Here is a 25,533-nt window from a genome sequence, read left to right on the forward strand (position 1 = left end):
TTCTTGTATCGCAGCATTATCATCAATAAATGGCTTCAATACATGGTAAAAACAACCAATGTTTCCGATAGAATCGGAAATTTTATCGGAAGAACAGCCAGTCAAAAGTATCAATCACTGCAACAAAAACCCCACAGGCGCATGCCCATGGGGTTTCGGGTTGCTGACAGGCAACTTAGGCCATATTAGCTGTCAGTTACTCGAAGATGGCGTCCAAGGAGAGGCCCTGTTTATCGAGCATGCGACGCAGCTTCTTCAAGGCTTCAACCTGGATCTGGCGCACACGCTCTCGGGTCAGGCCAATTTCCTCACCCACCTGTTCAAGTGTCGCCGCTTCATGGCCACGCAGACCAAAACGTCGCACCACGACCTCGCAGTGCTTCTCGGTCAGCTCTGCCAACCATTGATCCACATGAGCCTTGACATCACCATCCACCAGAGTGGATTCAGGGCCTTGCTCATTATCATCCGTCAACGTCTCGATCAGTGGCTTATCACTTTCCCCCCCCATGGGATAATCCACCGAAGAAACCCGCTCATTGAGTCCCATCATCTTCTTGACGGTCTCGACGGGTTTATCGAGGTGCTCGGCAATATCTTCCGCGGTCGCCTCGTGGTCGAGTTTCTGGGTCAACTCACGAGCCGCACGTAAATAGATATTGAGTTCCTTGACCACATGAATCGGCAGGCGAATGGTGCGAGTCTGGTTCATCAGGGCTCGCTCAATCGTCTGGCGGATCCACCAGGTGGCATAGGTGGAAAAGCGGAAGCCACGCTCAGGATCGAACTTCTCAACCGCACGTATCAGCCCCAGGTTGCCTTCCTCGATCAGATCGAGAAGCGTCAGGCCTCGGTTGAGATAACGACGGGCGATCTTCACCACCAGACGCAAGTTAGATTCGATCATTCGCGCCCGGCCCATGGGATCACCCTTGCGTGCCAGGCGGCCATAGTGGACTTCTTCTTCTGGCGTCAACAGCGGCGAAAAACCTATCTCATTGAGATAGATCTGAGTGGCATCAAGGCTCTGGCGCGAGTATCGTTCCTCGCGCCCGAGCGCCTTCTCGAACTCTTCGTCGCCGTCATCATCCTCAGCCTCATCGACGATATCGTCGGACACCTCGTCTAGAGCGTCCTCATCGGCTTCGTCGGCCGTGTCGAGATTCACATCCTGAAGATCCCGTTCAAGTATGCTCATCGTGTAGCTACCCCGTGGTTGCGACCCATCGTTACATCACCATAAAGATGATCAACGCGTTCAATTATTATTGTGTGACGCTAGTCCAAGGAGCCTTCACATCCCATTAGAGAAGCACGGCATTATGCCTTGGCAGTGATGCTCAACCCACTGTGCCTTCAGCCTTCAATGCTTCCTCACTGGGCTGGCAAATATTTCGTCGGATCCTGTGACTGCCCATCCTTGCGGATCTCGAAATGCAAGCGGACATCCTCGGAATCGGTATCCCCCATAGTGGCGATAACCTGACCAGCATCAACGACATCGTTTTCCTTAACCTTCAGACTGTCATTGTGGGCATAGGCGCTCAGGTACTCGTTATTATGCTTGAGCAAGATGAGGTTACCGTAACCTCTGACTCCACTACCGGCATATACCACGATACCTGGACCAGCCGCCTTGACAGGTTGCCCCTTTTGTCCGCCGATATCAATGCCGGCGGTGATGCTGGAACTCTCTCCATAAGCACTGACGACAGGTCCGCTTACTGGCCACTGCCAATTGACCTCGTCAACCGGTGTGTAGGTCTTCTTGGCGCTTGAACTGGAGGCTGCCTGACTGCTCGAAGTCGAAGCTGTGGACGAGCTTGTCTGCTGGGTCTGCTTGGCCTCTTCTGCTGCAGCGGCCACGACCGCGTCCTCGGCTGCCTTCTGCTCAGCAGCAGCGTCCGGCTTGTCTGATCCATTGGCTCCGGGTGACTCATAGTTGACCACCGGGCCAGGAGCCTCGGAGCTACTGGCAGCAGCAACAGCGCCGGCAGCAGCCGCTCCTGAGACTTGAGATGAGGACGAGGTTGTTTCAGTACTGCCGTCGGGCAATAGCCACTCGAGGTCTTGCGAAGAGCCATTAGCTGGTGAAGAGCCACCAGCCGGTGCAGCACCATTCCCCGCCACACTGCTCTGTCCCAGCGGGGTGGCCACGGCACCACTCTGGCCCTGGCTAGCCACCTGGCTTTGTCCCCCTGCAGAAGCTCCCGGCGCCAAGGCCAGCGTCTGACCCACACTGATGCGATATGGTGGAGAAATGTTGTTGATCTGCGCCAATTCACGGAAATCCATATTATGGCGCCAGGCAATACCGTACAGCGTATCTCCGGCAACGACGGTGTACTGTGACGGCATCTCCGCCTGAGCCACCTTGCTGGTAGACAGGTCCTGCACCTGAACCGGCTGGGATGCTTGTTGGTTGGCACAGCCGGCAATCGCCAGTGCAAGAGCGGAGATGGCAAGAGTCTTATGCATCGGAATGGTTCTCCTTGTCTACAGAAGTCGCAGACGCTTTGTTCGTCGGGGACTCAGACGCTGCGTTGCTGGGCATTCTTTTTGAGGCGTCACCGACTCTGGCAACAAGCAGCACAATCAGCATGCCGACAATAGCCAGAACGGTGACCCCCAGAATCTGGGCCGCTTCTCCCGTAACGGCAGAATAATCCCAAGGGGTTAAATAGCGGTAATCCAATGGAATGATCTGATCATTACTACCAAGCTGATAGCTCGTCAATTCTCGCCATGGCCACAATACCGGCAGAGAGCCGACAATGAAGCCGAGAAGCAATTGCAAGGTCGCAGTATGATGGCAGCGCAGCAACCAGGACAATATCCGCGAGAAGATCACCAGACCAAACACGCAGCCGCCAGCGAACAATGCCAGCAAGGCAATATTGAAATCGCGTACCCCCTGAATCACGACATCATAGAGTCCCATGCTGAGCAGCAGGAAACTGCCTGATATACCGGGCAGCAGCATTGCGCTGATAGCAATGGCTCCGGCAACGAACAGCACCAGTGACTGGCTGCCGAGAAGACCCACCAGAGGCATCAGCGCGGGTAGTACCTGAGCCATCACCAATCCACCGGCAAGTGGCAGCAGGTGCCACCAGCGCCAGTCACTGGGATGCTTGCCGACAATCAAGGCCGATGCGGCAACCAGGCCAAAGAAGAAACCGTTGAGCAGCATCGGGTGCTGATCAAGCAACCACACCACCAGATGCGCCACACTGATCAGACTGGTGGCAACGCCGACCAGCAAAGGCAGCAGAAAACTCAGGTTGAGATGGTGCATCAGACCGCTCAGGCCACCATCACGCCAGGCACCGAAGGCGCTTGGCCCGAAACGCTTGATGGTAAAAATCAGCTCTTCATAGATCCCCGTGATGAAGGCAATGGTTCCGCCCGATACACCAGGCACAGCATCGGCAGCTCCCATGCCGGCACCGCGCAAGAATATTCCAAGATATCGCTTCAACGAATGACTCCCTCAAGCAACGGCACAAAGCGCACAGGCTCCAGGCGCTCATATTCAAATTGATCGTTTTCACGACGCACCCGGGTCAACCATTGATTTCCCCGGGCATCTTCCAGTGGCGTAATCAGCACACCACCATCCCCTAGCTGCGCAAGCAAGGCCTCGGGCAGCTTCTTGGCACAGGCGGTCAACAGAATGACATCGAAGGGAGCGTCTTCCGCCCACCCCTGGCCACCATCGGCCAGACGCAAGTGAACATTGCGAGCCTTGAGCAAGCGCAAGCGTCTGGCCGCCAACTGGTGCAAGGCATTGATCCTTTCCACCGACCAGAGTTCCTCGACCAGACGGGAAAGAATCAGCGTCTGGTAACCGGACCCCGTGCCAATTTCCAGCACCTTGGATGGTGACTCCTGGTGCACCAGCTCGGACATCCGTGCCACGATCCACGGTTGTGACAGCGTCTGAGAGTGACCGATGGGCAACGCAGTATCTTCATATGCGCGATGGGATAGCGCTTCATCGAGAAACAGATGCCGTGGCTCCCTGGCCATGACATCCAGCACCTTGCGATCCTTGATGCCCTGCTTGCTCAAGCGCCCCACCAGGCGGTCCCGGGTACGCTGCGATGTCATGCCGACACCACGAAGGTCAGGTAAGTGCATCTAACCAGTCCTGCACATCATTGATGGCTGCATGCCGAGTCAGGTCAGTCTGCAGCGGAGTAATCGATACGTGGCCTGACTCCACGGCGGCAAAGTCAGTATCGGCACCATCGTCGGCACTCTCCCCTACAGGGGCGATCCAGTAGCGCGTCCGCCCTCGCGGATCACGCGCCTCGACAGGTTGCCGGGCCGGGCCTCGATGGCCCAGGCGTGTCACCCGGACACCCTGGATTTGATCCCAGGGCAGATCGGGCACATTGACGTTGAGCAAGGTGCGAGGAGGCAGTGACAGCTGCTCCAGAGCTCCCACCAGGCTCGCAGCAAAGCGGCCTGCGGTCTCGAAATGACGCTGCCCCACCAGGGATACGGCAATCGCCGTCATACCCAGGTTGCGCCCTTCCATGGCTGCCGCCACGGTGCCGGAATAGAGCACGTCATCCCCCAGATTGGCGCCATGGTTGATACCAGAGATCACCAGATCCGGTGACTCATCCCAGATGTCACTGACCCCCAGGTAGACACAGTCAGCCGGGGTCCCGTCGACACTATAAAAGCCGTTGTCCAGCGCATTGAGCGACAGAGGTCTCGACAGGGTCAGCGAGTTGCTCGCACCGCTTCGGTCCCGATCCGGTGCGACGACACGCAACCGCGCATGAGAGACCAGGGCATCGTGCAACGCTCTGAGGCCCGGTGCATTGACACCATCATCATTGGAAAGCAGCAAGCGTCTCATTTTTCTTCCCCCTGGCGTCGCACACTGTCAGGACGGAACTCCAGGCTTGGATGCGTCATCAGTTCACGCAGTACCGCCGTCGCATAGGCACCACTGGGTAGCGCGAAACTCAGCCATATCTCACCATCACCGCGCTCCAGGCTGGCCTCGCCAGGGATCACTCTCAATGCACGTCTGGCTGCCTTGGCCCCGGCCTTTTCCAGGCCCTGGCACAAGCCTGGATTGCGCGCGAGCACATCCTGCTCCAGTTGCAGAGCCCGTGCTGCGGCGCGTGTACCACCCTGCCCCCATAATACTGCGGTAGGATGAATATCGCCGCCTACCAGACGCTGGCGCAGGCAACCATCGTCCGCCTCGGCCTGAAACAGACTATGGGTGCCTTCCAGCATCATCACGTCACCTTCCAGTACTTCGTCCCATAGGCCTCTGGCCAGACGCTCAGCCAACTGAGCGTTGAACAGGTAACTACGCGCAGTGGAAAGCAACATGCCATCGCGGTCATCGCGCTTGCGCCAGCCCCTGTCAAGCACATCCCTGGCACGGACCAGGTTGCGTCCATCCGGGCCAAAGCGCTGTGGGCCAAAATAATTGGGCACTCCCTTGGTCAACAGAGTGTGCCAGCGCTGTTCAAGGCTCTCATCCAGCGTCACGTCCCCGCTCAGACGCAGACGAAAGCGGTTGCCTCGATGAACTCCGCGCTTGAGCTTGCGGGGATGGCGATCCAGGCGTTCCGCTCGCATCCCTCTTGCTTGCAGGGCTTCGACAAGACCTTCAGGGGCCTCGCGTCCAGGCAAGTGCACCGAAAACCACTGCCGGGTGACAGCAAAGCGGTCCTTCATTCCGGCATAGCCGATATCACGCTGGCCGACATCGCATAATCGCGCCAGTTCCCGGGCGACCATGGCCGTGGTGGCATCTCGTTTCTCGATCCACAACCACAGATGTTCGCCCTGACCTTCAGGCTCGAACCCCAGACACTCCTCGACATCAAAGTCTTCCGCTGTCTCGCGATAGCGGCCAGCCCGAGGAGCTCCGAATTCAACATCAAAGCGGCGTGGCCACTGTGGTGGCCAGGCGATGTCGTCACGCATCGACATCTCCATCGACAGTGGTGAGCAACACCACTGCCTCTGCAGCGATGCCCTCTCCCCGCCCAGTGAAACCCAGCCTCTCGGTGGTGGTTGCCTTGACGTTGACGGCCTCCAGCTCAACCTTCAGGTCCGCTGCAATATGTTCACGCATGCTCGCCAGGTGCGGTGCCATTTTGGGTGCCTGAGCCATCAGGGTGGCGTCCAGGTTGATCACTCGATAACCCGATGCCTTGACCTCAGCCACCACCCGACGCAGCAGCTCTCGACTATCTGCCCCCTTCCAGGCCGCATCAGTATCCGGAAAATGATGTCCGATATCGCCCAGGGCGCACGCTCCGAGCAGTGCATCGCTGATGGCATGAAGCAGGACATCGCCATCGGAGTGAGCAACAAAGGCATGCTCGAAGGGAATACGCACTCCCCCAATCATCAGATGGTCACCATCACCAAAACGGTGAACATCAAAACCGTGGCCAATGCGCATGGGTAATGACGTCATTATCATGGAGTCTCTTGTCATGTTCCCGAAGCATGGGAAGCATCAACTGTCAGTTGCGAGATAGCATCTATTCATGAGCGGCTGTCAGCCACGCATGAAAGTCATCATTCATCTTGTGTGGCAGCGGCCTTCCGCTGGGCCTGGAGGATCAGCTCAGCCATCGGCAGGTCTTCTGGATGCGTGATCTTGATATTGTCCCTGCGGCCCTGAACCAGGCGCGGAAACAAACCAAGGGCTTCCACAGCAGAGGACTCATCCGTGACTCGATCACGGCCGATGCCACAAGGGCCAAGCGCCGCTTCCAGTGCCTGCCTGAGCAGGCCATAACGAAATCCCTGGGGCGTCTGGGCCTGCCACAGGCCGCGCCGATCCTGAGTTCGAGCGACCAGGCCATGGTCATCATCACGCTTGATGGTGTCGGCTACCGGCGTGGCCAGCAAGGCGCCAGCCTCATTTTCAAGGGCCGTCTGCTCGAGCTTGCATAGGTCATCCACCGCGACGCAGGGACGTGCGACATCGTGCACCAGCACCAGATCTTCGGGGGCAGCCTCTGACTCAATGGCCCGCAAGGCATTGAGAACGCTGTCGACTCGTTCGTCTCCACCGTCGATACGCCGCCAGTCACGGAAAGGCACCAGGTTCGGATCAAACCATGAGTCATCGTGCTTGAGGGACAAGCATAAGCAAGCCTCTGGAAAGGCCCGATACAGCCTTTCCAGAGTGCAAGCCAGCACCGGGGAGCCATTCAATGAAAGGTACTGCTTGGGACGCTCACCACCGACTCTCGTCCCACTGCCAGCTGCCGGCACGATCAACCAGCAACGCCTCATTGACTACCGCTCCGCGCGGACTCTGTGTCCGGTACCCACAGAAATTGCTCGTCAGTGCGCACCATGCCCACATCGCTGCGCGCACGTTCCTCTATGGCATCAAGGCCGGTCTTGAGATCAACGACCTCCGCCGCCAAGCGCGCATTACGATCACGCAGAGGCTTGTTGGCCTCTTCCAGCGCAGCAACGCGCGCAGTAATTTCCTGCATTTCCTGGACACCACCCTGCCCCAGCCACAGTCGATACTGCAGCAGGGCAAGCAGTGCCAACAGCACAATCGCCAACCTCTTGAGCATGCCCAAGTACCATCATCATTCGCGTATGGCACGTAGTATGCCATTGAGGTACAAGCGGGGCGACTGTGATTACCTCACAATCGCCCCGAAATCGGCATTGAAAGCAGGAATGGATCGAGCATGACCGTCGTACCAGCACTTTTCATGTAGATCCTGAGGGCTCGACTCCCGTATAGCCGGAACCTTATAGCTGGAATGGCATCCTGAACGTCAACTTGATATCCGAAGCGTCTTCCGTCAGGCCAATTCCCAGGTTCGTGACAATGGAAGTAGTGTCGGACATGGCATAGGATCCACCGATATTGAACACACCGATATTGGCATCACTACCCACTACCTTGGTGCGACTTCCACTATCCGGAGTAATGTAAGTATCCCGGATATATTCATGATTATAGGAAAGCGCCAGACTCAATCGCTCATTCAACGCAAAGGCAGTACCAAAACCGGCCGTAATGCTGTCGCCCAGATCCACCTCTGCCTTTTGATTGCCACTGCCCCCGGAAATATCGTCAAAATCTTTTTCAATGTTATAGGTATAACCAAGATTGGCGAAAACAATGGCCGGGTCCAGCGTCTTCAATACCGACACTCCCGCCGTCACACCCCATACACCATTGCCGGTGGGCAATTCCTCGGGAACGTTGAGATTGGTGTTATCGGGATCCGGTTTGATATCGATACCGTAGGGGTCCTTGCCCGTTGGTGCTCTCACGCCCAGGCTGACCACCACATCAGGACGTTCCACCGTTTCCGGCAGCAAACGATAGGCCAGAGTGGCTGTCACGTCCCCCAACCCGGATTCGCTGACATTGGCCTGAGTATTCTGCTCAGTAGACAGGTCACCGCCTATCGACTCAAGCTCCGTGGTGCGATAGACAAAAGGAATATTCAGGCTCGCTTCCAGCCGATCAGTGATGCCATAGCGGGTATTGACCTCGACGGTGGTGATGTGGGACTCGACATTGTCGAGATTCAACTCACCGAGAAAGATGGCATCCAGGGCCAGGAAACCACGCAAGGCCAGGCTGTCACGATCCGAATAACTATAGGAAATACTGGGCTCTATGGTGATACGGTCAGTGAACAGGGTATGCTCTTCGCGGAAAATATCCCGAACGCTAGGGCTGGACTGAGATTCCCGGGCTTCTTGTTGTGTTGTTCCTATGGTTTGAGCATTGGCGCTTCCTGTAGTCGCACACAGACCAAGCACGGCCGTACCGATAGCTGAAAAATGAGCGTAACGACGCTGGAAATTCATTGTTTTCCCCTTGATTTCCCCAGAAAACCCTTCTTTACCTACAACTGCACTCCTCCATTCCCTTGCTCACAACATGTTTCCTGCTTACATCCCTACTACTTTCAAACTAAACGTAGCGGAAATCCTGCAACTTGCCTGACAAGGCTTGGGGAAATCACTCCTTGTTATCAACGCAACGCCGCCGCTGAATGTACGCTTCTCAGCATGCCCGGCACTGATCCACCAGACAGAGAAGCGCCATTGCCCATGTACAGCTGCAGTCGCGTCATGTTGTGCACGGTCTGGAAGTCACTGGATAGTTGAATGGCCTGACGCAACCCTCGTCCCGGCGTGATGGACTGTGTCACATGGCCCATACCTGGGAGGTCGATGGCCACCTGCATGTCGTTGCCTTTCGCACTGGCTGTTATACGAGTGCCACCCAGCGCTTGCTGAATGCTACCCCCAGCGTTGCTCGTGGCACCGCTGTCACGGAACTTGTCGGCACTCATCACATCCAGCACCAGGTCATTGGATGCGGTGTTGAAATCCCCACCGGCCTGAATGGACTGCACCACCCCTGAACCGTTGCGAGTTCCATGATCGATCACCGTGGCACCGTTACCGTTATAGGTACTCGACAGCACGGGTTCATTCTCTCCTTTGATGACGGTGAGAGTCGGCTCGAAGCTCACTGTCGGCAGACGTCGAGTCAGATCGCCCGCCATGCGCGCGCCAGCGCTGAAGCTATCGCCACTCGCGGTTCGCCAATGGCTCACCATCTGCACTCCGAAATACATCAAGGTTCCCTGATCAACATAACGACCACGTAGATTTCCCAGCTCAGCATCACTCAGCTGGCGAGCGTCGGAGTCGCCCTCAAATCTCGTGAAATCTGTCGTCGCGGCCAGGCTCACGGGAGTGGCTAATGCCACCACCATCGCCAGCATGACACGACGGCGAATCCCTCCGATTGCTTGTTCCCACATTGTTCTGTGCCTCCAGGTCGACATTTGCCTGTCAACCTAAAACAGATCCGCATGACGGAAACCGAAGTCGATCAGCTGCTCGCGCGAAGCAGGAGAAAAGACATCCCGCAGACGCTGTGCCGTCAATGGCTGACGTGGATCCAGCAGCACCGAGTAACGGTCATAACCCTCTCCCACCACCGCAAAAATGATATGGTTCCACGCCGCCATGAAATCGTCTCGAGACATCACCCGGTTACCCAGTGCCGGATCACCGACATAGATACGATCGCCACTGGCCTTCTTCATGACCACGAAATGGTTGTAGCCATCCAGGTCCAGCAGCACGATGACCGGAATCGAGACCTCATCCAGTGTCTCCGATGTGACTTCATAACCACGCCCACGCAGCCCGATGGATTCCACGTAATTCTTCAGGTCCAGTAGCGAGAACCCTCTCTCCCTCACCACTTCCATGTCAGACACGGCAAGCATTCCCGCCAGCACCGTGTTTTCAGTGATATCCGGCTTCTGGTAGGCATACTTGAGGATGGTGGCGAGTGATGCCGCGCCACAGGAGAAATCGGTGTGCTGCTCGACAAGATTCTCGAAGCGGCGTTCGCGAATGGACATGACGCTCTTGTTCACGATGGTGCCTGGCACAACCCCAGAAAGCTGCACGACGGCAGCTTGAGGTACCTGCGAAACAAGCGCACCACCTACGGCCAGAGCTATAGCGCAAGGCCAGCGTGCCAGGGTCTTCATGACATACCCCATTCATTGTGATGATGGCTGAACATTGCCCAAGAAGGTCCCGGCCTACCGAAGTAGGCCGGGAAGTTGGCGCTATGCTTATTATTCGCTGCCACCACCGCCAGCAGAACCCGCCATGCTGGATGCAATGGACAGAGAGTTGCGCTGCAGGTTGCCGACACCGGCTGCTACGTTGACGCCGATGTTACCCACGGCCCCTGCCAGGGCATTGCCGCCCAAAGTGGCATTGTTGTTCTGGGTGCGATAGACATCCCTCCACTGGAAGGAATGACCGGCAGCCGTGCCGCTCAGGCCGATGACCCCCGCTTCGACGAAGCCCAGGCCACCCTGGAAGCTACCTTCCTCATTGAAGGCCAGAGCACCACCATCATTGTTCAGGTCTACAGCCCCCTGAACATCGCTATCGAGGTCGATATGGCCTGTGCTGTTGCCTCCGGTATGGCTCGGTCCGCTCCAGGTATCCGGGTAGACATTGCCGATCTGGTCAGAAGTACCTTCGTACTCCCCACTCACGCCACCGACACCAACACCGACATAGCCACCGGACAGGGAAATCCGCTCACGATAGGCAGAACCACTGGTCAACCTGACCTTGCTTCCCATGCTCATGGTGGCATTGTCGTAGGTTGCCTGGACGCCACCTGTGGTGGCATCTGCACTGCCACTGGCAGTATTTACTGCAGCCGCCAGGCTGTTATGTTGGGCGTTGCCGATACCGGCAGCGACGTTGACACCGATATTGCCGCTAGCGCCTCTCAATGCATTACCCCCCACGAGAGCATTGTTCGGGCTGCCTTTTACCATCGTCATGTTGTTGGACGAGGATTGTGCAGAGAAGGATGAGGCCTGGCCGAACACGGTGGCTGCATCAGAAGATGACAGAGCGGCATCATTGGCTTGCTGGTTGTTATCACCGGCAGCCACGTTGGCGCCGATATTGCCGGCAGCATTGCTCAACGCGTTACCACCTAGCGTGGCATTGTTATTGACGCCGGTCTGATAGGCATGGTTGTTGTCGAGCAACTGCTTGCTGTCTACGGTAGCGCCGGAATAGTTGGGATCGTAGAAGAACGAGCCACCGAACACTCCAATGCGCTTGTGGGTACTGGCGTCATAATCGAGATCCACATCGATGTCATTGGTGAACTCTGAATCGATGTCGGAATCGGTTTCGAAGTCGTTACCGCCGCGCTCCCATGCCATGGCGGCTGGCGCCATCAACAACGCAGAAATGGCCAGTGCAAGCGGTGCTTTTTGGAAAGTCTTCATGACATTACTCCTGAATGAACCGTACTGCCTGATACTTCGTTATATGACGTCACTCACGGATTCAGCTGAAAGCTGAAGCTGTTGCGAGTGGCGTTTCCCGTGCCGGCTGACTGATTGACCTGGATGACACCCGAGGCACGTCCGAACGTGGTTCCCTCTATTTCCAGCGTTCGTTGCGGTCCACTGCCATCACTCTCAACCCCCAGCCCCTGCCTGGTAGCCAGAACCTGCTGTAGACTTGCGTCACTGAGGCTGCTGACCCTGTTGCCATGAGCCATGCCAAAGGCATTGCTCTGGACATTGCCGACCCCCGCAGCCTGATTGACGGACAGCCATCCAGAAGCATTCTGATATGCGTTTTCTCTGATGACGGTGTCCGTCCGCCTGGCAGCGAGACGTTCATCGATATGTACCTGCTGCACCAGGTGGTGGCGGGTACCAGCACTCGCGCCAATGGCGAGTGCTCCGCTATTCGATTGCAGATTGCTGTCCCCCGCTGCCATATTGCTGGCAGATACACCGGTGACATGGCTCAACGCGTTCCCCCCAATGACGGTACTGTGGCTCAAGACACCAAGCTCCTGACCCTGCGTATCCGGGCTGGCCATCACGGCTCCCAGCACGGAGACAAAGAGCAGCGCCTCCATCCAGCTCCAGCAAGGCCTTGCACCAAGCAGGATGTCCTTGTTCTTGTTGCCCCTGCTCGAGTTGTTATCCCTGTTATTGTTATTCATGGTTCATGGTCTCCCTGCTGTCAGAGGTGCAAGCGCTCCGGTCACTGAACCGGCAATGCCAGACGTCACACCACGCACGCCTCCGATACCACCGCCAGCACCACCAGCCTGCCCTCCCAGACCAGAGCTGATGGAACCGGACAGCCCCCCAGTACTGCCCCTATGCGATGCAGATGGGTGGGTCCCGAGTGCCTGATGCAAGCGCTGGGTGGCGCCGCCAATGCCACTGGAAATGCTGGCGGCCTCCGAGTCGCTGAGCATGATCGCCGTGACCCCCTGCATCTGCCCATGAACTCGGTGAGTCGCGGCATTGGCCATACGGCTACCACTCATCAGATCGGCTCGGGCTCGAATCGGCCCGTTGTCACGATCGACCCATCCTGCATAGGCAGGCTCAACCTCCCTCATCACGACAATTTCTCCAGGCTGTACACCTGGACGAAGATCCGCTGCCATGGACTGACCGTCCCCAACGGTCAAACAGCCCACGGCGACGACCCCCACTGCTGCCAGCCGTTGCTGCCAGCCGTTCCGGATGCTCCCATGACCCCAATGCTCCGGAATCCTCTTCTTGATCTGGCTCACCATCATGTTGCGCATGACGTTTACCTATCCCGTTCAGCTAGTCCGTTCACCTAATCCCACTGCGAAAAGACATTGACGCTCTGTGTATTGTTGAGGCCGCTGGACACACGATGATCTCTGCTGCCGCTACCACTTCCTCCAACACCACGTCCTGGCCGTTCGTCCCACAGAATCACGCCATTGACATCGACACTGGGCACTTCGACGAACCGGCCACGAATGTGTCCCAGATCCTGGTCTCCCAGTAGCCTTGGCGACTCCAGCCCGATAGCAGGGCCAACATTCATGCTGGCTTCCTCGACACTCATCGCTTCCTGGGCAGAGGACAGGCTGTCGGCATTGGCTGCTGTACTGCCGACGACCAATGCCACAGCACATATCGCCGCTGCACATATCAGAGGTATGCATGGAGCTGCTCTCTCTGCATATACCCGTGCTTGCTTGGTTGACGGCTTCATGTCAGTATCTCCGCCACGCTGATGGTCTGTTATGCGGCCTTCCCTTCTGCACCCTGCCAAGCCCCCGCAGCCCTCGAAGCGAAAAGTCTTTGTGCCCCGTTCTTTGTGGCCGACCTCCGGGATGACACCATACCTAGAGCAAGCCTCGTGCCAACTATGTAACTAACTGTTTTTATTGACATTAAATTATATGAAGCGACAGATACTGTTAACTTCGTGAAACAACACAGGTAAAAGAAGCTCGACCGATTCAATGAATCGACAAAATAGTCTTTTCAATCAATGAGATATAAAAAAGTAACAAAGATGGTACAGAGGAGAGGCGATACAGGAAGCCATCCGCCACGACAGCAGGGGACGAATGCCGCCATACAAGGATGGAAAGGCAGGACAGATAAGGGATGCCTGGCTCAAGCAGAAAAAAATTTGCCGTGATGCAATGCGCGTGAAGATAGTGTTACAACCGCGACAGCTATCCGTTCGCCCTTGATGCGCATGCAGCAAGAAGTACCAACGGCGATAGGTGCAAAACACTCAAAAAGGAATTAATAGCATTTATTTCAGCAGGTTATGCCAAAATCAAAGTTTTTTATCAGTATTTGAGAGGAATGTCTCAGCCATGCAACACTCAGCGTGAACAGCAGCCAAGGTGCATGGCCTGATATCGAACTCGCTTCAGGAGAAGCGCACTTCTTCGGGAGGCGTGCGCGAAATGCCATGCTTATCGAGCAGGCGATAAATCGTCACGCGGGATACATCCAGTTCCTTGGCTGCCGCGTTGACCCGGTAATGATTGCGCCCCAATGCCGCCAGCAGGGCATCACGTTCCGCCTTCTCACGAACCTCCTCCAGTGTCATGTGATGGCGATTGAAGCCACGTCGCTCGAGTCCCAGGTCCTCCGGCCGAATCAAGCGGCTCTCGCACATCACCATGGCCCGGCGCACACGGTTGATCAGCTCACGCACATTGCCTGGCCAGTGGTAGCGCTGCATCACTGTCAACGCTTCTCGAGAAAAGCCCTTGAGTCCCGAAGCCTTTTCGCTGGAGAAGCGCTCGAAGAAAAAGCGAGCCAGAATCTCGATGTCTTCGGAGTGGTCGCGCAGAGCAGGGACATTGACCTGCAACACATTGAGCCGGTGATACAAGTCCTCACGAAAGCGCCCCTCCTTGACGGCCAGCTCCAGATTGACATGCGTTGCGGCAAGGATTCTGACGTCCACCGAGACATCTTGCAGCCCCCCGACACGCTGAATGCAACGGGTCTCGAGAAAGCGCAGTAGATTGACTTGCAGTTCCAGCGGCAAGTCACCAATTTCATCCAGAAACAGTGTGCCACCATTAGCAGCCTCGATACGCCCGATCTTACGCTGCTGGGCCCCCGTGAAGGCCCCCTTCTCATGGCCAAACAGCTCGGACTGAATCAGGTGCTCCGGCAATGCGCCACAGTTGATGGCGTGAAAGGGATGTTCCGCACGTGCTGAGCGCTCATGGATGGCCTGTGCCGTCAGTTCCTTGCCGGTTCCCGACTCTCCGCTGATGAACACGGGGGCATCCACTGCCGCCACTTTGCGAATGGTCTTGAACAATTGCCACATCACCGGAGTGGTACCGACGAACTCGTATTCCTGGGCATCCTCGTCATCAAGCACCAACAAGCCATGCTGTTCACGCTCGATATGTTGCAGTCGCGACAACTCGGCAGCATGCTCCAGCAGAATCGTCAAACGCATTACATCAATGTCGGGAGACACCATGGCATGGCTGAGGTGAGCAATGATGCGGCGTTTATCCGGGTCCTCCATGCTGGTTGTATCACCGACAGCGACCCATGGACTGGTACTTCTCAGGATCAATGGCTCAAGGTGGCGCAGGTCTTGCGCCGATAGATCATCCAGCACCATGACACCCACTCGGCATGGGTCATCATCACGCATTCGGTATTCGGACAATGTTCCTTGCAGTAACGAGATATCCCAGCCACTGGATCCGAGTCCGTGATACAGATTCTCTGCTTTACCTTTCGGATCCCCTATCCACCAACAACCGCGTTGCAAGTTTTGCATCGTACCATCCCCACGTTCCGATGCTCTGGGCAAGCTCCTGCTCACCCGCATGTATTGTTCTTGATCATAGTATTTTCTTACAGGCTACTCCGAAACGGCAGGCCGTCCATTGTGCTTTGAGAGTATGCCGCCACATGACCTGCTTCTTCTCGGCAGAATCGTGCGACCGCATCAGCAAATTGTGGATCAGCGATATAGTGCAAGGACGTCAGCATGCGCGGAGCAAACCCTCGTGCCACCTTATGCTCCCCCTGGGTACCAGGATCAAACAGCGTCAGCCCATTGGCGAGGCAATGTTCGATGCCCTGGTAATAGCAAGTCTCGAAATGCAGGCAATCCGCCATGACTTCACTGCCCCAGTAGCGTCCATAAAGGCTATGGGCACCTTGCAGGCATAGCGCCGCCGCCACGGGCTTGCCTTGATGAAGTGCTTGAATCAATACCAGGGTTCCGGGCATGTCCGTCCGCAGGAGCTGGAAGAAGTCCTCGTTGAGATAGCCTTGCTGGCCTCGTTCAAGATAGGTAAGTCGATAACAGGAGAAGAAATGGCGTATATCATCCGGACAGATCTCATCGCCACACAGGCGTCGTAGCACAAGGCCCTGATCACGAATCCGACGTCTCTCACGCCGGATCTCCTTGCGACGGCGCGAAGTCATGGCAGCCAGGAAGTCATCAAAATCCGCATAGCCCTGGTCTCGCCACTGGAACTGCACACCTCGCCGAGGAATCAGCCCGGGACAGGCTTGCCGCCACTGAGCCACCTCCCCTTCGTCAGCAAACAGCAGATGCCAACTGGACAGACGGTCATCGTTTTCCCACTCTTTCGCCAGCGTGGTGACCGCTTCAGCCGCATTGACACCTTCAGCCAACAGCAGACGTGGTCCAGGCGCAGGAGTAAAGGGAATGGCACTCACTCCCTTGGGATAATAATGTCCTCCCGCTCTCTGCCAGGCATCCGCCCAGGCCCAATCGAAGACATACTCTCCCCAGGAATGCAGCTTGCGATAAAAGGGCAAGGCACCAACAAGTACATCACCCTGCCACAATGTCAGGTGCTGAGGCTCCCACCCTGTTCCCGGCCCCACGGCACCGCTGGCTTCCAGAGCATGCAGGAACTCATGACGCACGAAAGGGTGGTCATCTCCCGCCAAGGCGTTCCAGGCCAGCGGAGGAACCTCCGCAATACGGGATATTCGGGTCACCACAAATTGGGACATGGGCATCCTTAAGCTTTGCGATACGGTCATAGAGTGCCAGACTTTAGTCCATGCACCATCAACACAGTTGCCACATGCATTGTTGTCATCTTTTCGCCCTCTCTCTGTAAAAAAACTACGAATTCGACCAAAGCACCGAGAGAAGACCGAGGATTTTTGATATTTTTTTGGTAAAGTTACGCGCAAGCATACCAATACCATCGCCCGAGGTTGACCATGGCCAGCAATCAAGCTCCTTCGCTCGATCCCACCGTCGCCCGCGTTACCGAGCGTATTCGCGAACGCTCAAGAGAACGTCGTGCTCTCTATGTGGAACGCATGGAAGCCCAGCACCGTCGTGGCGTACATCGTAGTGAACTGTCCTGCGGCAACCTCGCCCACGGTTTCGCCGCCTGTGGAACCGAGGACAAGAATCAGCTCAAGATGCTGAACAGCGCCAACCTGGGCATTATCTCAGCATACAATGACATGCTTTCGGCGCATCAACCCTATGAGGTCTATCCGGATATCATTCGCGATGCCGCCCGTGGCATGGGCGCTACTGCCCAGTTCGCCGGTGGCGTTCCTGCCATGTGCGATGGCGTGACCCAGGGCCAGCCAGGCATGGAGCTGTCACTGTTCTCACGCGATGTGATTGCCATGGCCACCGCAGTCGGCCTGTCTCACAACATGTTCGATGCCGCTCTCTTTCTGGGCGTCTGCGACAAGATCGTGCCGGGTCTGTTCATCGGCGCCGCACGCTTCGGCCACCTGCCGGCCATGTTCGTTCCTGCAGGCCCTATGCCCAGCGGGCTGCCGAACAAGGAAAAGGCCCGGATCCGTCAACTGTTTGCCGAAGGAAAGGTCGGTCGTGATGAGCTGCTGGAAGCAGAGTCCGAGTCCTATCACAGCCCTGGCACCTGTACCTTCTATGGCACGGCCAACTCCAACCAGCTGATGATGGAGTTCATGGGGCTGCACCTGCCCGGTTCTTCCTTCGTCAACCCAGGTACGGGAATCCGCGAAGCATTGACCCGCTATGCGACAGAACAGGCGGTACGCAACTCGGCCCCAGGCGGCGACTACCGTCCCTTCTATCGTCAGATCGACGAACGCGCCATCATCAATGCCATGGTAGGTCTGCTTGCCTCTGGTGGTTCCACCAACCACACCATGCACCTGGTGGCCATGGCCGCAGCGGCAGGCATTACGATCACCTGGGATGACTTCTCCGAGCTTTCCGGTGCAGTGCCCAGCCTGACCCGGGTGTATCCCAACGGCCAGGCCGACATCAACCATTTCCAGGCTGCCGGTGGCATGAGCCTGCTGTTCCGGGAGCTGATCCAGGCCGGCCTGATCCATGCCGACATCCCCACGGTTTTCGGCACCGACATGATGGCCTATACCCAGGAGCCCTTCCTCGAGGACGGCAAGCTGGTGTGGCGCGAAGGCCCCAGCGAAAGCCTCGACACCGACGTATTGCGCCCGGTCTCCAACCCCTTTGCTGCCACCGGCGGTCTCAACGTACTTGATGGAAACCTGGGCCGTGGGGTGATCAAGGTTTCTGCGGTGGATCCTGCTCATCGCATCGTGGAAGCCCCGGTCAAGATCTTCGAAGACCAGAATGAACTCAAGGCAGCCTTCGAGTCTGGTGATCTGGATCGTGATGTCATTGTCGTCGTGCGTTTCCAGGGGCCCAAGGCCAACGGCATGCCCGAGTTGCACAAGCTGACGCCCTATCTTGGCGTGCTCCAGGATCGTGGCTATCACGTTGCCCTGGTCACCGATGGACGCATGTCCGGCGCCTCCGGTAAAGTGCCGGCGGCTATCCACATGACCCCCGAGGCCATCGACGGCGGCCCGCTTGCCAAGCTGAAGGATGGCGATGTGGTCCGCCTGGATGCAGACAAGGGCGAGTTGAAGGTGACCATGGAAGCTGCCGCATGGGCTGAACGTCCCAACCAGGTGGCCGAGCTGGATCACTATCATGTAGGCCTGGGGCGCGAACTGTTCGGTGGCTTCCGCCACCTGGCCATGCGCGCCGAAGAAGGTGCTGGGGTATTCGGTGGTTTCGAAGCCGACGACCTTGCTCGCCAGCAAGGCCAGATTCACGACGAGGACGCCTGAGAGACGCCCCATGACACGCCCAGCTCTGATCGGAGACATCGGAGGCACCAATGCACGCTTTGCACTGGTGACTCCGGGAACCACCGCGCCACATGACATTCTCACCCTGCCCTGTGCCGACTACCCCGGCGTGGTCGAGGCTGTCCGTGACTATCTGCTGCGGGTCGGTGCCAGTGGAGAAAATACGCCTCAGGAAGCCTGTCTTGCCTTTGCCTGCCCGGTGCATACCGAGCGGGTGACCATGACCAACAATCACTGGGATTTCACCAAGACAGAAGTCCGAGAGGCTCTGGGCCTGGCCACCTTTAAGGTGATCAATGACTTCATGGCCCAGGCCCTGGGTGTGCCTCATGTAAGCGACGATGACCTGATCACCGTTCAGGAAGGCGAAAACGTGGAGCACACGGCCCGCCTGGTGATCGGTCCTGGTACAGGACTGGGCGTGGCCGGAGTGTTCCCTGCCCGGCGCGCCTGGATTCCTCTCCCCACGGAAGGGGGCCATGTCAGCTTCGCACCTACCGACGCCCAGGAACTGGCCATCTACGAGCGCTTCCACCGCCGTTATGGCCGAGTCAGCGTCGAAAGGGTGCTGTGCGGCCAGGGTCTGCTTGATCTATACCGAGTACTCGCCGAGATCGAGGCACTTCCCCCGCAGGCGGAGTCTCCTGCCGAAGTGACGCAACTGGCCAACGCCGGAGATCCCTTGGGACGTGATACCATCTTGCGCTTTCTCAAGATCCTCGGTGGTGTAAGCGGTGACGCGGCATTGACCATGGGAGCTCGCGGCGGTGTCTATCTATGCGGCGGCATCGTGCCACGGCTGATCGACTGGCTGCCCCATAGCGGCTTCCTCAATGCATTTTGTGCCAAGGGCCGTATGCGGCCCTACAACGAAGCCATTGCCGTGCATGTGGTCACTGCTCCCTGGACGGGCTTGCTGGGTGCTGCCGAGGCACTCCACAACGAGGAGGTCGAATGATACCTGCATCACTCAAGGCACTGATCGATGCCACTCAAGGCCAGCGTCGCTGTGAATGGGCCGGCCGTGACATATGGCTGGCCAACGAAGACTGGGGCCAGTTGGCAGTTTCCCTGCAAGGGGCACAGGTGCTTCATTATCTTCCTGCGCCCAAAACCGCGCAGACCGCAGGCGCTTCTTCTTCTGCGCCCGAAGCCGCACGAGCTGCAGACGCTGTCGATAGTGGCGCCCAGGAGCCGCTGATCCCGGGGGGCTGGCTGTGGGTGACGCCGACACCTCAGCAGGTGCCTGGGGCCATTCGTGGTGGTATTCCCCTGTGCTGGCCATGGTTCGCCGATGAAAACACTGCCGACGAATCTCCCGATCGCTCCGGGCCGATGCATGGACCAGTGCGCCGTGCCGACTGGCACCTGGATGCGGTCGACGAGCATGAAGAAGGTGTCGAGCTGCACCTGTCACTACCCGAGCGCTTTCACAGCCAGTTGCATCCCCGAGCCGTGATTCAGGCCAATGCTCAACGCTTGCACGTGGAGCTGATCACCGAGCATGTCGGCGACACACCCGTGAAGATGACCGCTGCCCTGCACTCCTATCTGGCGGTGGATCAAGTCTTTGCCTGTCGCGTGGAAGGATTGGCAGGAGCCCGTTACCTGGACAAGCTCAAGGATTTCGACGAAAGCGAGCAGCAAGGCGAACTGGGCGTGCGGTCTGCCATCGACCGTATCTACCACAGCAATGCCGAGGTGATTCTCGACGATGGACAACGTCGCCTGCGTATCGCCCGTCACAGCAGCGACTCTGCCGTTGTCTGGAATCCCGGCGATACTCCGCCGCCCGATACCCCGCCGGAAGCCGCTCGCCGCTTCCTGTGCGTAGAGGCGGCCAATACTCGCCTCGACCCTGTATGGCTGGTGCCTGGCGCCCAGCACATGCTGTCCACCACGATTTCTCTGGCAGACTGATCATGAGCATAGAAGCCGTGCAGTCCTCCTTCGATGTCCCTTTCGCCCTTGGCATGATGAACCTGGCCGAGGACACAGCGCTCACTCGGACGGAGAACCTGGCGAACTGGATTGAAGCGCGGCTGGATGAGGGGCTGCACTGGTTCGACCACGCGGATATCTATGGTGATCGTCGCTGCGAGACATTGTTCGGCGAGGCCTTGAGGCATCGGCCTCAACTGGCTGGCCGAGTGCGTGTGGTCACCAAGACCGGCATCATCACGCCACAGCGGGACAGCTCGACACCAGGCATCAAGCATTACAATTGCACGGCAGCATATGTTACCGCGTCCATCGATGCTTCCCTGCAGCGCCTGGGTATCGAGCATATCGATCATTTCCTGATCCATCGCCCTGATCCGCTGATGAATGCCGAAGAAACGGCTCAGGCACTGGACAGCGCCATTCGCGCGGGAAAGATCGGTAGCGCCGGCATATCCAACTTCCTGCCGGAAACCTGGCGTCGCCTTCAGGCCGCCATGCAACACCGCCTTGGCGCTCACCAGTTGCAATTGTCCCTTAGCCATTCGACGCCCCTGTTCGATGGTCTCTTCGATGCATTGGTCGGCGATGGGCAGATACCCATGGCCTGGTCCCCGCTTGGAGGGGGCCAATGCCTGAGCGGTTCGCTTGGCTCCACCCTTGCCAACATGGCCAGCGAGCACGGTGTCAGCCCGGCCGGCCTGGCGCTGGCCTGGTTGCGTGCCCTGCCAGGCCAGCCGTTGCCCGTCATCGGTAGCCTCAAGACCTCACGAATCCAACAATTAACCCAGGACGCCAATCACGTGATCGACCGCTCCAGCTGGTTCACTCTGCTGGAAGCAGCCCGTGGTCACGAAGTCGCCTGAGAAGTGCCTGGTTTACTAGGAGAAAGCCCCATGACGCCCGTCATCGCCTTCGGTGAAGCCCTCGTCGATATGCTGTCCAACCGACTGGGTAATGCTGTCGAAGGCCCTGAAACCTTCACGCCCTATGCCGGAGGGGCTCCGGCCAATGTGGCGGTAGCCTGCGCACGTCTAGGTCTGTCCAGCCATTTTCTCGGCATGATCGGTGACGACTACTTCGGTCGCTTCCTGGAACAGGAATTAAGCCTGCATGGTGTTGATATCAGTGGCGTGGTACGCACCCACGAAGCCCGTACAGCCTTGGCCTTCGTGTCCCGGGACGAGCACGGTGAACGCACCTTCGATTTCTACCGTCCGCCCGCTGCCGACCTGCTGTATCGCGTCGACCATCTACCGGTAGGTATCTTTGCCCAACCTGCCATTGTCCACATGTGCAGCAACAGCCTGACGGACCCGGACATTGCCGACACGACCCTGACCATTGCCGAAATGGCCAAACGCGCCAACAGCCTGGTCAGTGTCGATGCCAACCTGCGGCATAACCTGTGGGAAGGCCACAAAGTCGATACCGGCCTGGTCACTCGCCTGATCGACCTGGCCCAACTGGTCAAGCTGTCCAGCGAAGAGCTTGATACCCTACGTGGCGATCACCCACGCGAAGACTGGCTGGCCGAACGCCTCACGGCAGGTGCCCGCCTGATCGTGATCACTGATGGCCCTGGCAGCATTGCTGCTTATACCGCCAACGGTGTTACCCACATGACACCGCCCAAGGTGAAAGCGGTAGATACCACTGCCGGCGGCGATGCCTTCATCGGAGGCCTGCTTGCGGCCCTGGCCGAGCACAACTGGCAGCAAGATGGTTGGCAACACGACACCGCCTTCCTCAACCAGGCACTAACACTTGCCTGCCGCTGTGGTGCCCACGCAGTCACCCGCCCGGGCGCCTATTCTGCCCTGCCGACCCGCAATGATGTGATGAACTGAAACTTTTCAGCCATTCCCGTGGCCGCAGGCAGCAGCCTTTCTGTTGTCTGCGGCTGTTGCATTCAGCTCTCGCATTCCCCCGTTCTCAGTCCTTGGCTTTCGTCTCCCGTTACCGTTTTTCACTATTGTTTTTCACTACGTCTTGATCACCAGAGCTATTCGATTTACAGATATTCTGCATCCATATATTTAATTGGATAATAGTTCTCCTCCTCCCTATCGTTGAGTTGCTCCTACTGAACTCCCCCGGCGTCTCTTGATGAAACGCTGCGGCAGGCTTGCTGCAAACTTCCCTCATCACAGAGGTCCAGAGTGACTGAACGTATCTTCATCAATGCCATCTCGGCCACGGGTGACCGGATCAATCTCTCGGTCAGCAATGGGGTTATTACTGACATCTGTTCCGAACTGCCGGAACACATGCCAAGAGAGATCATCGATCTCCAGCAGCGTCTGGTGATCCCTGCTTTCGTCGATGGTCATATTCATCTGGACAAGAGCTTCGTCGGCGACCGCTGGCGGCCCCATCGTCCTGCCGGCAGCCTCCGGGAGCGCATGGCCATCGAGAAAGCCGAACTGGCTGATGCCAGGCCTGTCGTCGAGCGCGCCCACGCCTTGATTCGACAGGCGGCATCCTATGGCACTCTGGCCATGCGCAGCCATGTCGATGTCGATGCCACGACGGGCTTGAACCACTTGCATGCGGTCATGGAAGCCCGGGAAAAATGGCGTGACCTTGTCGATATCGAACTGGTCGCATTTCCTCAGGCAGGGGTCATATCTTGCCCCGGCACAGCGGATATTCTCGAGGCAGCTCTTCAAGATGGCGCCGATGTCATCGGAGGCATCGACCCCACAACGCTCGACACTGCCGCCGAGGAGCAGCTCGATATCGTCTTCGGTCTTGCCGATAAATATGGCGTGAAGGTCGATATTCACCTGCACGAACCGGACCTGCAGGGTATCGATCAATTGCAGCGCATTGCGCAACGTACTCAAGCCCTCGGCCTGGGTGGCAGAGTGGCCGTCAGCCATGCCTACAGTCTTGGCGATGTCAGTGCGCACACCCTGGAAGGCATTGCTCGGACGCTGGCCGATGCGAGTGTCTCCATCATGACCAACGCTCCAGGAGACCGAGATTTCCCTCCCGTGCTGAAACTGCGAGAAGCCGGGGTCAACGTTTTCGCTGGCAATGACAATATCCGCGATGCCTGGTGGCCATACGGCAACGGCGACATGCTCCAGCGCGCCATGCTGATTGCCTACCGTTCCGGCTTCAATACCGATGAGGAACTGAATGTCGCTTTCGAGATGGTGACGCAGGCCGCTGCCAGGGTAGTCGGGCTGGACGGCTACGCTCTTCAGCCAGGACATCCAGCGACCTTCCTGGTCATTGATGCTCCCAATGTGGCCGCGGCTGTGGCAGAAGGCACGACACGCCGGGAAATCGTCCGACAAGGGCAGTTCTGGACACCGGGACAACAGCCATCAGGAGATTCACAGGTATTGCCCTCATGAGTCAGCAAGCCTGCCGGGAGCTACGTGACGACCTTCAGCTTCCAATGGTCATCCTGGTCGTTTTCGTCGCCATCAATCTGCGCCCCTTTCTGACCTCCCCAGGCCCCATCATTGAGCTCATCCGCGCAGATACAGGCCTGACGTATACCGGTACAGCACTGTTGACGCTGATTCCGACCATCGTCATGGGACTGGGTGCCTTTGCTGCTCCCGCCCTTCAAGCCCATGTCGGAACCCGGCGCGGCATACTGGGAGCGCTTGTGATCCTGGCATTGGGTTCATTGCTACGCCTCATCGTGCCCGGCGCGGATACTCTGCTGTTTACCGCTCTGCTCTGCGGTATTGGCGTGGCCTTCATTCAGTCGACGTTTCCAGGTGTCATCAAGGAACACTTCCCGGGGCGAATGGCCATCATCACGGGCATCTATTCCGCCACCATCATGGGCGGCGGCGCTCTGGGAGCACAAGTGACACCTCTGCTGGTCAGCCATGGCCATGACTGGAGAGAAGCGCTCGCCTGGTTGGCATTACCAGCCATCCTTGCCACGCTGTTTGCCTACCGTACCCTCGGGGACCAACGTAACGAACGCCCGGACACCGCCATCATCCAGACATTGATACGTCTGCCCAGGGCCTGGCTGTTGATGGTGGCATTCGGCTTCGTCAACGCCGGGTATTCGTCCGCTGTCACCTGGTTGGCACCGTTCTACCAGCATCAGGGGCTAAGCGTGGCACATAGTGCCAATCTAGTTTCCATCATGGCGATATGTCAGGCGTTTGCCGCAGTCGGTATCAGCTATCTAGCCTCCTCCAGCAAGGACCGACGACCTTTCCTGTGTGTCACCGCCGCCCTGCAGATCGTGGGTTATCTGGGCCTTGCATGGCTACCTGATGTTTCTCCCATTGCCTGGTCGGCCACCTGCGGCATCGGCCTGGGTGGAAGTTTCGCCATCTCGCTGGTCACTGCCCTTGATCATCTCCCTTCACCACAGCAAGCGGGAGCATTGACGGCCATCATGCAAGGTGGCGGTTTCCTGATTGCTGCCCTGGGGCCGCTGGCTCTCGCCATGCTGCTGAGCTGGACCGGTACATACCAAGCGGGATGGATCATGCACCTGTGTCTTGCCCTCATTTCCCTGATGCTCTATCTCCGACTTGATCCGAGCCGCTATCATCTGGCGATGAACCCCTGA

Annotated in this window: 25 protein-coding genes; 7 read left to right on the forward strand and 18 right to left on the reverse strand. The window is 57.6% G+C overall.

Annotated features, from left to right (window positions below):
* Positions 1–196: 196 nt before the first annotated feature.
* The 18 genes from rpoS to Q1K07_RS00925 all read right to left on the reverse strand — a co-directional run bounded on the left by rpoS (position 197) and on the right by Q1K07_RS00925 (position 16,904).
* Entirely contained in the window at positions 197–1,198 is a 1,002-nt protein-coding gene (gene rpoS / locus Q1K07_RS00840; protein ID WP_300306339.1) for an RNA polymerase sigma factor RpoS, read from the reverse strand.
* A 176-nt stretch (positions 1,199–1,374) separates the two neighbouring features.
* A complete protein-coding gene (locus tag Q1K07_RS00845) occupies positions 1,375–2,478 on the reverse strand; it encodes a peptidoglycan DD-metalloendopeptidase family protein (protein WP_300306341.1) in 1,104 nt (367 codons plus the stop codon).
* Positions 2,471–3,481, reverse strand: coding sequence for a DUF368 domain-containing protein (locus Q1K07_RS00850; RefSeq protein ID WP_300306344.1), 1,011 nt, complete (start codon positions 3,479–3,481; stop codon positions 2,471–2,473). Before Q1K07_RS00850 ends, Q1K07_RS00845 begins: the two co-directional genes overlap by 8 nt.
* Positions 3,478–4,143 (reverse strand): protein-L-isoaspartate(D-aspartate) O-methyltransferase, encoded by a 666-nt coding sequence (locus Q1K07_RS00855; protein ID WP_300306347.1) that lies wholly within the window; start codon positions 4,141–4,143, stop codon positions 3,478–3,480. The genes Q1K07_RS00850 and Q1K07_RS00855 overlap by 4 nt, the downstream gene beginning before the upstream one ends.
* Positions 4,130–4,876: a 5'/3'-nucleotidase SurE gene (gene surE, locus Q1K07_RS00860; protein ID WP_300306349.1), complete on the reverse strand. Its 747-nt coding sequence runs from the start codon at positions 4,874–4,876 to the stop codon at positions 4,130–4,132. The genes Q1K07_RS00855 and surE overlap by 14 nt, the downstream gene beginning before the upstream one ends.
* Positions 4,873–5,967 (reverse strand): tRNA pseudouridine(13) synthase TruD, encoded by a 1,095-nt coding sequence (locus Q1K07_RS00865; RefSeq protein WP_300306351.1) that lies wholly within the window; start codon positions 5,965–5,967, stop codon positions 4,873–4,875. Before Q1K07_RS00865 ends, surE begins: the two co-directional genes overlap by 4 nt.
* Positions 5,960–6,451 (reverse strand): 2-C-methyl-D-erythritol 2,4-cyclodiphosphate synthase, encoded by a 492-nt coding sequence (gene ispF, locus Q1K07_RS00870; protein WP_300306837.1) that lies wholly within the window; start codon positions 6,449–6,451, stop codon positions 5,960–5,962. Before ispF ends, Q1K07_RS00865 begins: the two co-directional genes overlap by 8 nt.
* A gap of 119 nt (positions 6,452–6,570) precedes the next feature.
* Positions 6,571–7,296: a 2-C-methyl-D-erythritol 4-phosphate cytidylyltransferase gene (gene ispD, locus Q1K07_RS00875; RefSeq protein ID WP_300306353.1), complete on the reverse strand. Its 726-nt coding sequence runs from the start codon at positions 7,294–7,296 to the stop codon at positions 6,571–6,573.
* Positions 7,293–7,592, reverse strand: coding sequence for a cell division protein FtsB (ftsB, locus tag Q1K07_RS00880; protein WP_300306356.1), 300 nt, complete (start codon positions 7,590–7,592; stop codon positions 7,293–7,295). The genes ispD and ftsB overlap by 4 nt, the downstream gene beginning before the upstream one ends.
* A gap of 184 nt (positions 7,593–7,776) precedes the next feature.
* Positions 7,777–8,853, reverse strand: a complete 1,077-nt coding sequence (locus tag Q1K07_RS00885) for a transporter (protein ID WP_300306359.1) — start codon at positions 8,851–8,853, stop codon at positions 7,777–7,779.
* A 167-nt stretch (positions 8,854–9,020) separates the two neighbouring features.
* Positions 9,021–9,821: a hypothetical protein gene (locus Q1K07_RS00890; RefSeq protein WP_300306362.1), complete on the reverse strand. Its 801-nt coding sequence runs from the start codon at positions 9,819–9,821 to the stop codon at positions 9,021–9,023.
* 36 nt (positions 9,822–9,857) lie between these two features.
* Positions 9,858–10,565 carry a C39 family peptidase gene (locus Q1K07_RS00895; protein ID WP_300306364.1) on the reverse strand — a complete coding sequence of 236 codons (708 nt, stop codon included), beginning with the start codon at positions 10,563–10,565 and terminating at the stop codon, positions 9,858–9,860.
* Positions 10,566–10,655: 90 nt separating this feature from the next.
* Positions 10,656–11,843: a hypothetical protein gene (locus Q1K07_RS00900; RefSeq protein ID WP_300306367.1), complete on the reverse strand. Its 1,188-nt coding sequence runs from the start codon at positions 11,841–11,843 to the stop codon at positions 10,656–10,658.
* 53 nt (positions 11,844–11,896) lie between these two features.
* Positions 11,897–12,577 carry a hypothetical protein gene (locus Q1K07_RS00905; RefSeq protein ID WP_300306368.1) on the reverse strand — a complete coding sequence of 227 codons (681 nt, stop codon included), beginning with the start codon at positions 12,575–12,577 and terminating at the stop codon, positions 11,897–11,899.
* Between the two features lie 3 nt (positions 12,578–12,580).
* Positions 12,581–13,177, reverse strand: a complete 597-nt coding sequence (locus Q1K07_RS00910) for a hypothetical protein (protein ID WP_300306369.1) — start codon at positions 13,175–13,177, stop codon at positions 12,581–12,583.
* 35 nt (positions 13,178–13,212) lie between these two features.
* The gene (locus Q1K07_RS00915) at positions 13,213–13,620 is read right to left on the reverse strand and encodes a hypothetical protein (RefSeq protein WP_300306371.1); all 408 of its coding nucleotides are present in this window, start codon (positions 13,618–13,620) and stop codon (positions 13,213–13,215) included.
* A 675-nt stretch (positions 13,621–14,295) separates the two neighbouring features.
* A complete protein-coding gene (locus Q1K07_RS00920; RefSeq protein ID WP_300306374.1) occupies positions 14,296–15,684 on the reverse strand; it encodes a sigma-54 dependent transcriptional regulator in 1,389 nt (462 codons plus the stop codon).
* A gap of 77 nt (positions 15,685–15,761) precedes the next feature.
* Complete coding sequence (locus Q1K07_RS00925; RefSeq protein ID WP_300306377.1) at positions 15,762–16,904, reverse strand: GNAT family N-acetyltransferase; 1,143 nt, start codon at positions 16,902–16,904, stop codon at positions 15,762–15,764.
* A gap of 216 nt (positions 16,905–17,120) precedes the next feature.
* Between Q1K07_RS00925 and edd the strand changes: the two genes are divergently transcribed.
* From edd to Q1K07_RS00960, 7 genes are all read left to right on the forward strand, one after another.
* Positions 17,121–19,010, forward strand: coding sequence for a phosphogluconate dehydratase (edd, locus tag Q1K07_RS00930; RefSeq protein WP_300306380.1), 1,890 nt, complete (start codon positions 17,121–17,123; stop codon positions 19,008–19,010).
* A 10-nt stretch (positions 19,011–19,020) separates the two neighbouring features.
* On the forward strand, positions 19,021–19,989 hold the full coding sequence (gene glk / locus Q1K07_RS00935) for a glucokinase (RefSeq protein ID WP_300306383.1): 969 nt from the start codon (positions 19,021–19,023) through the stop codon (positions 19,987–19,989).
* Complete coding sequence (locus tag Q1K07_RS00940; protein ID WP_300306386.1) at positions 19,986–20,951, forward strand: D-hexose-6-phosphate mutarotase; 966 nt, start codon at positions 19,986–19,988, stop codon at positions 20,949–20,951. The genes glk and Q1K07_RS00940 overlap by 4 nt, the downstream gene beginning before the upstream one ends.
* 2 nt (positions 20,952–20,953) lie before the next feature.
* Positions 20,954–21,838, forward strand: coding sequence for an aldo/keto reductase (locus tag Q1K07_RS00945; RefSeq protein WP_300306389.1), 885 nt, complete (start codon positions 20,954–20,956; stop codon positions 21,836–21,838).
* 30 nt (positions 21,839–21,868) lie between these two features.
* Positions 21,869–22,822 carry a carbohydrate kinase gene (locus Q1K07_RS00950; RefSeq protein WP_300306392.1) on the forward strand — a complete coding sequence of 318 codons (954 nt, stop codon included), beginning with the start codon at positions 21,869–21,871 and terminating at the stop codon, positions 22,820–22,822.
* 312 nt (positions 22,823–23,134) lie between these two features.
* The gene (locus tag Q1K07_RS00955; protein ID WP_300306395.1) at positions 23,135–24,340 is read left to right on the forward strand and encodes an amidohydrolase family protein; all 1,206 of its coding nucleotides are present in this window, start codon (positions 23,135–23,137) and stop codon (positions 24,338–24,340) included.
* Positions 24,337–25,533, forward strand: a complete 1,197-nt coding sequence (locus Q1K07_RS00960; RefSeq protein WP_300306398.1) for a cyanate transporter — start codon at positions 24,337–24,339, stop codon at positions 25,531–25,533. Before Q1K07_RS00955 ends, Q1K07_RS00960 begins: the two co-directional genes overlap by 4 nt.

Origin of the sequence: Halomonas sp. (assembly GCF_029263665.1) — a bacterium.
Lineage (GTDB): Bacteria > Pseudomonadota > Gammaproteobacteria > Pseudomonadales > Halomonadaceae > Halomonas.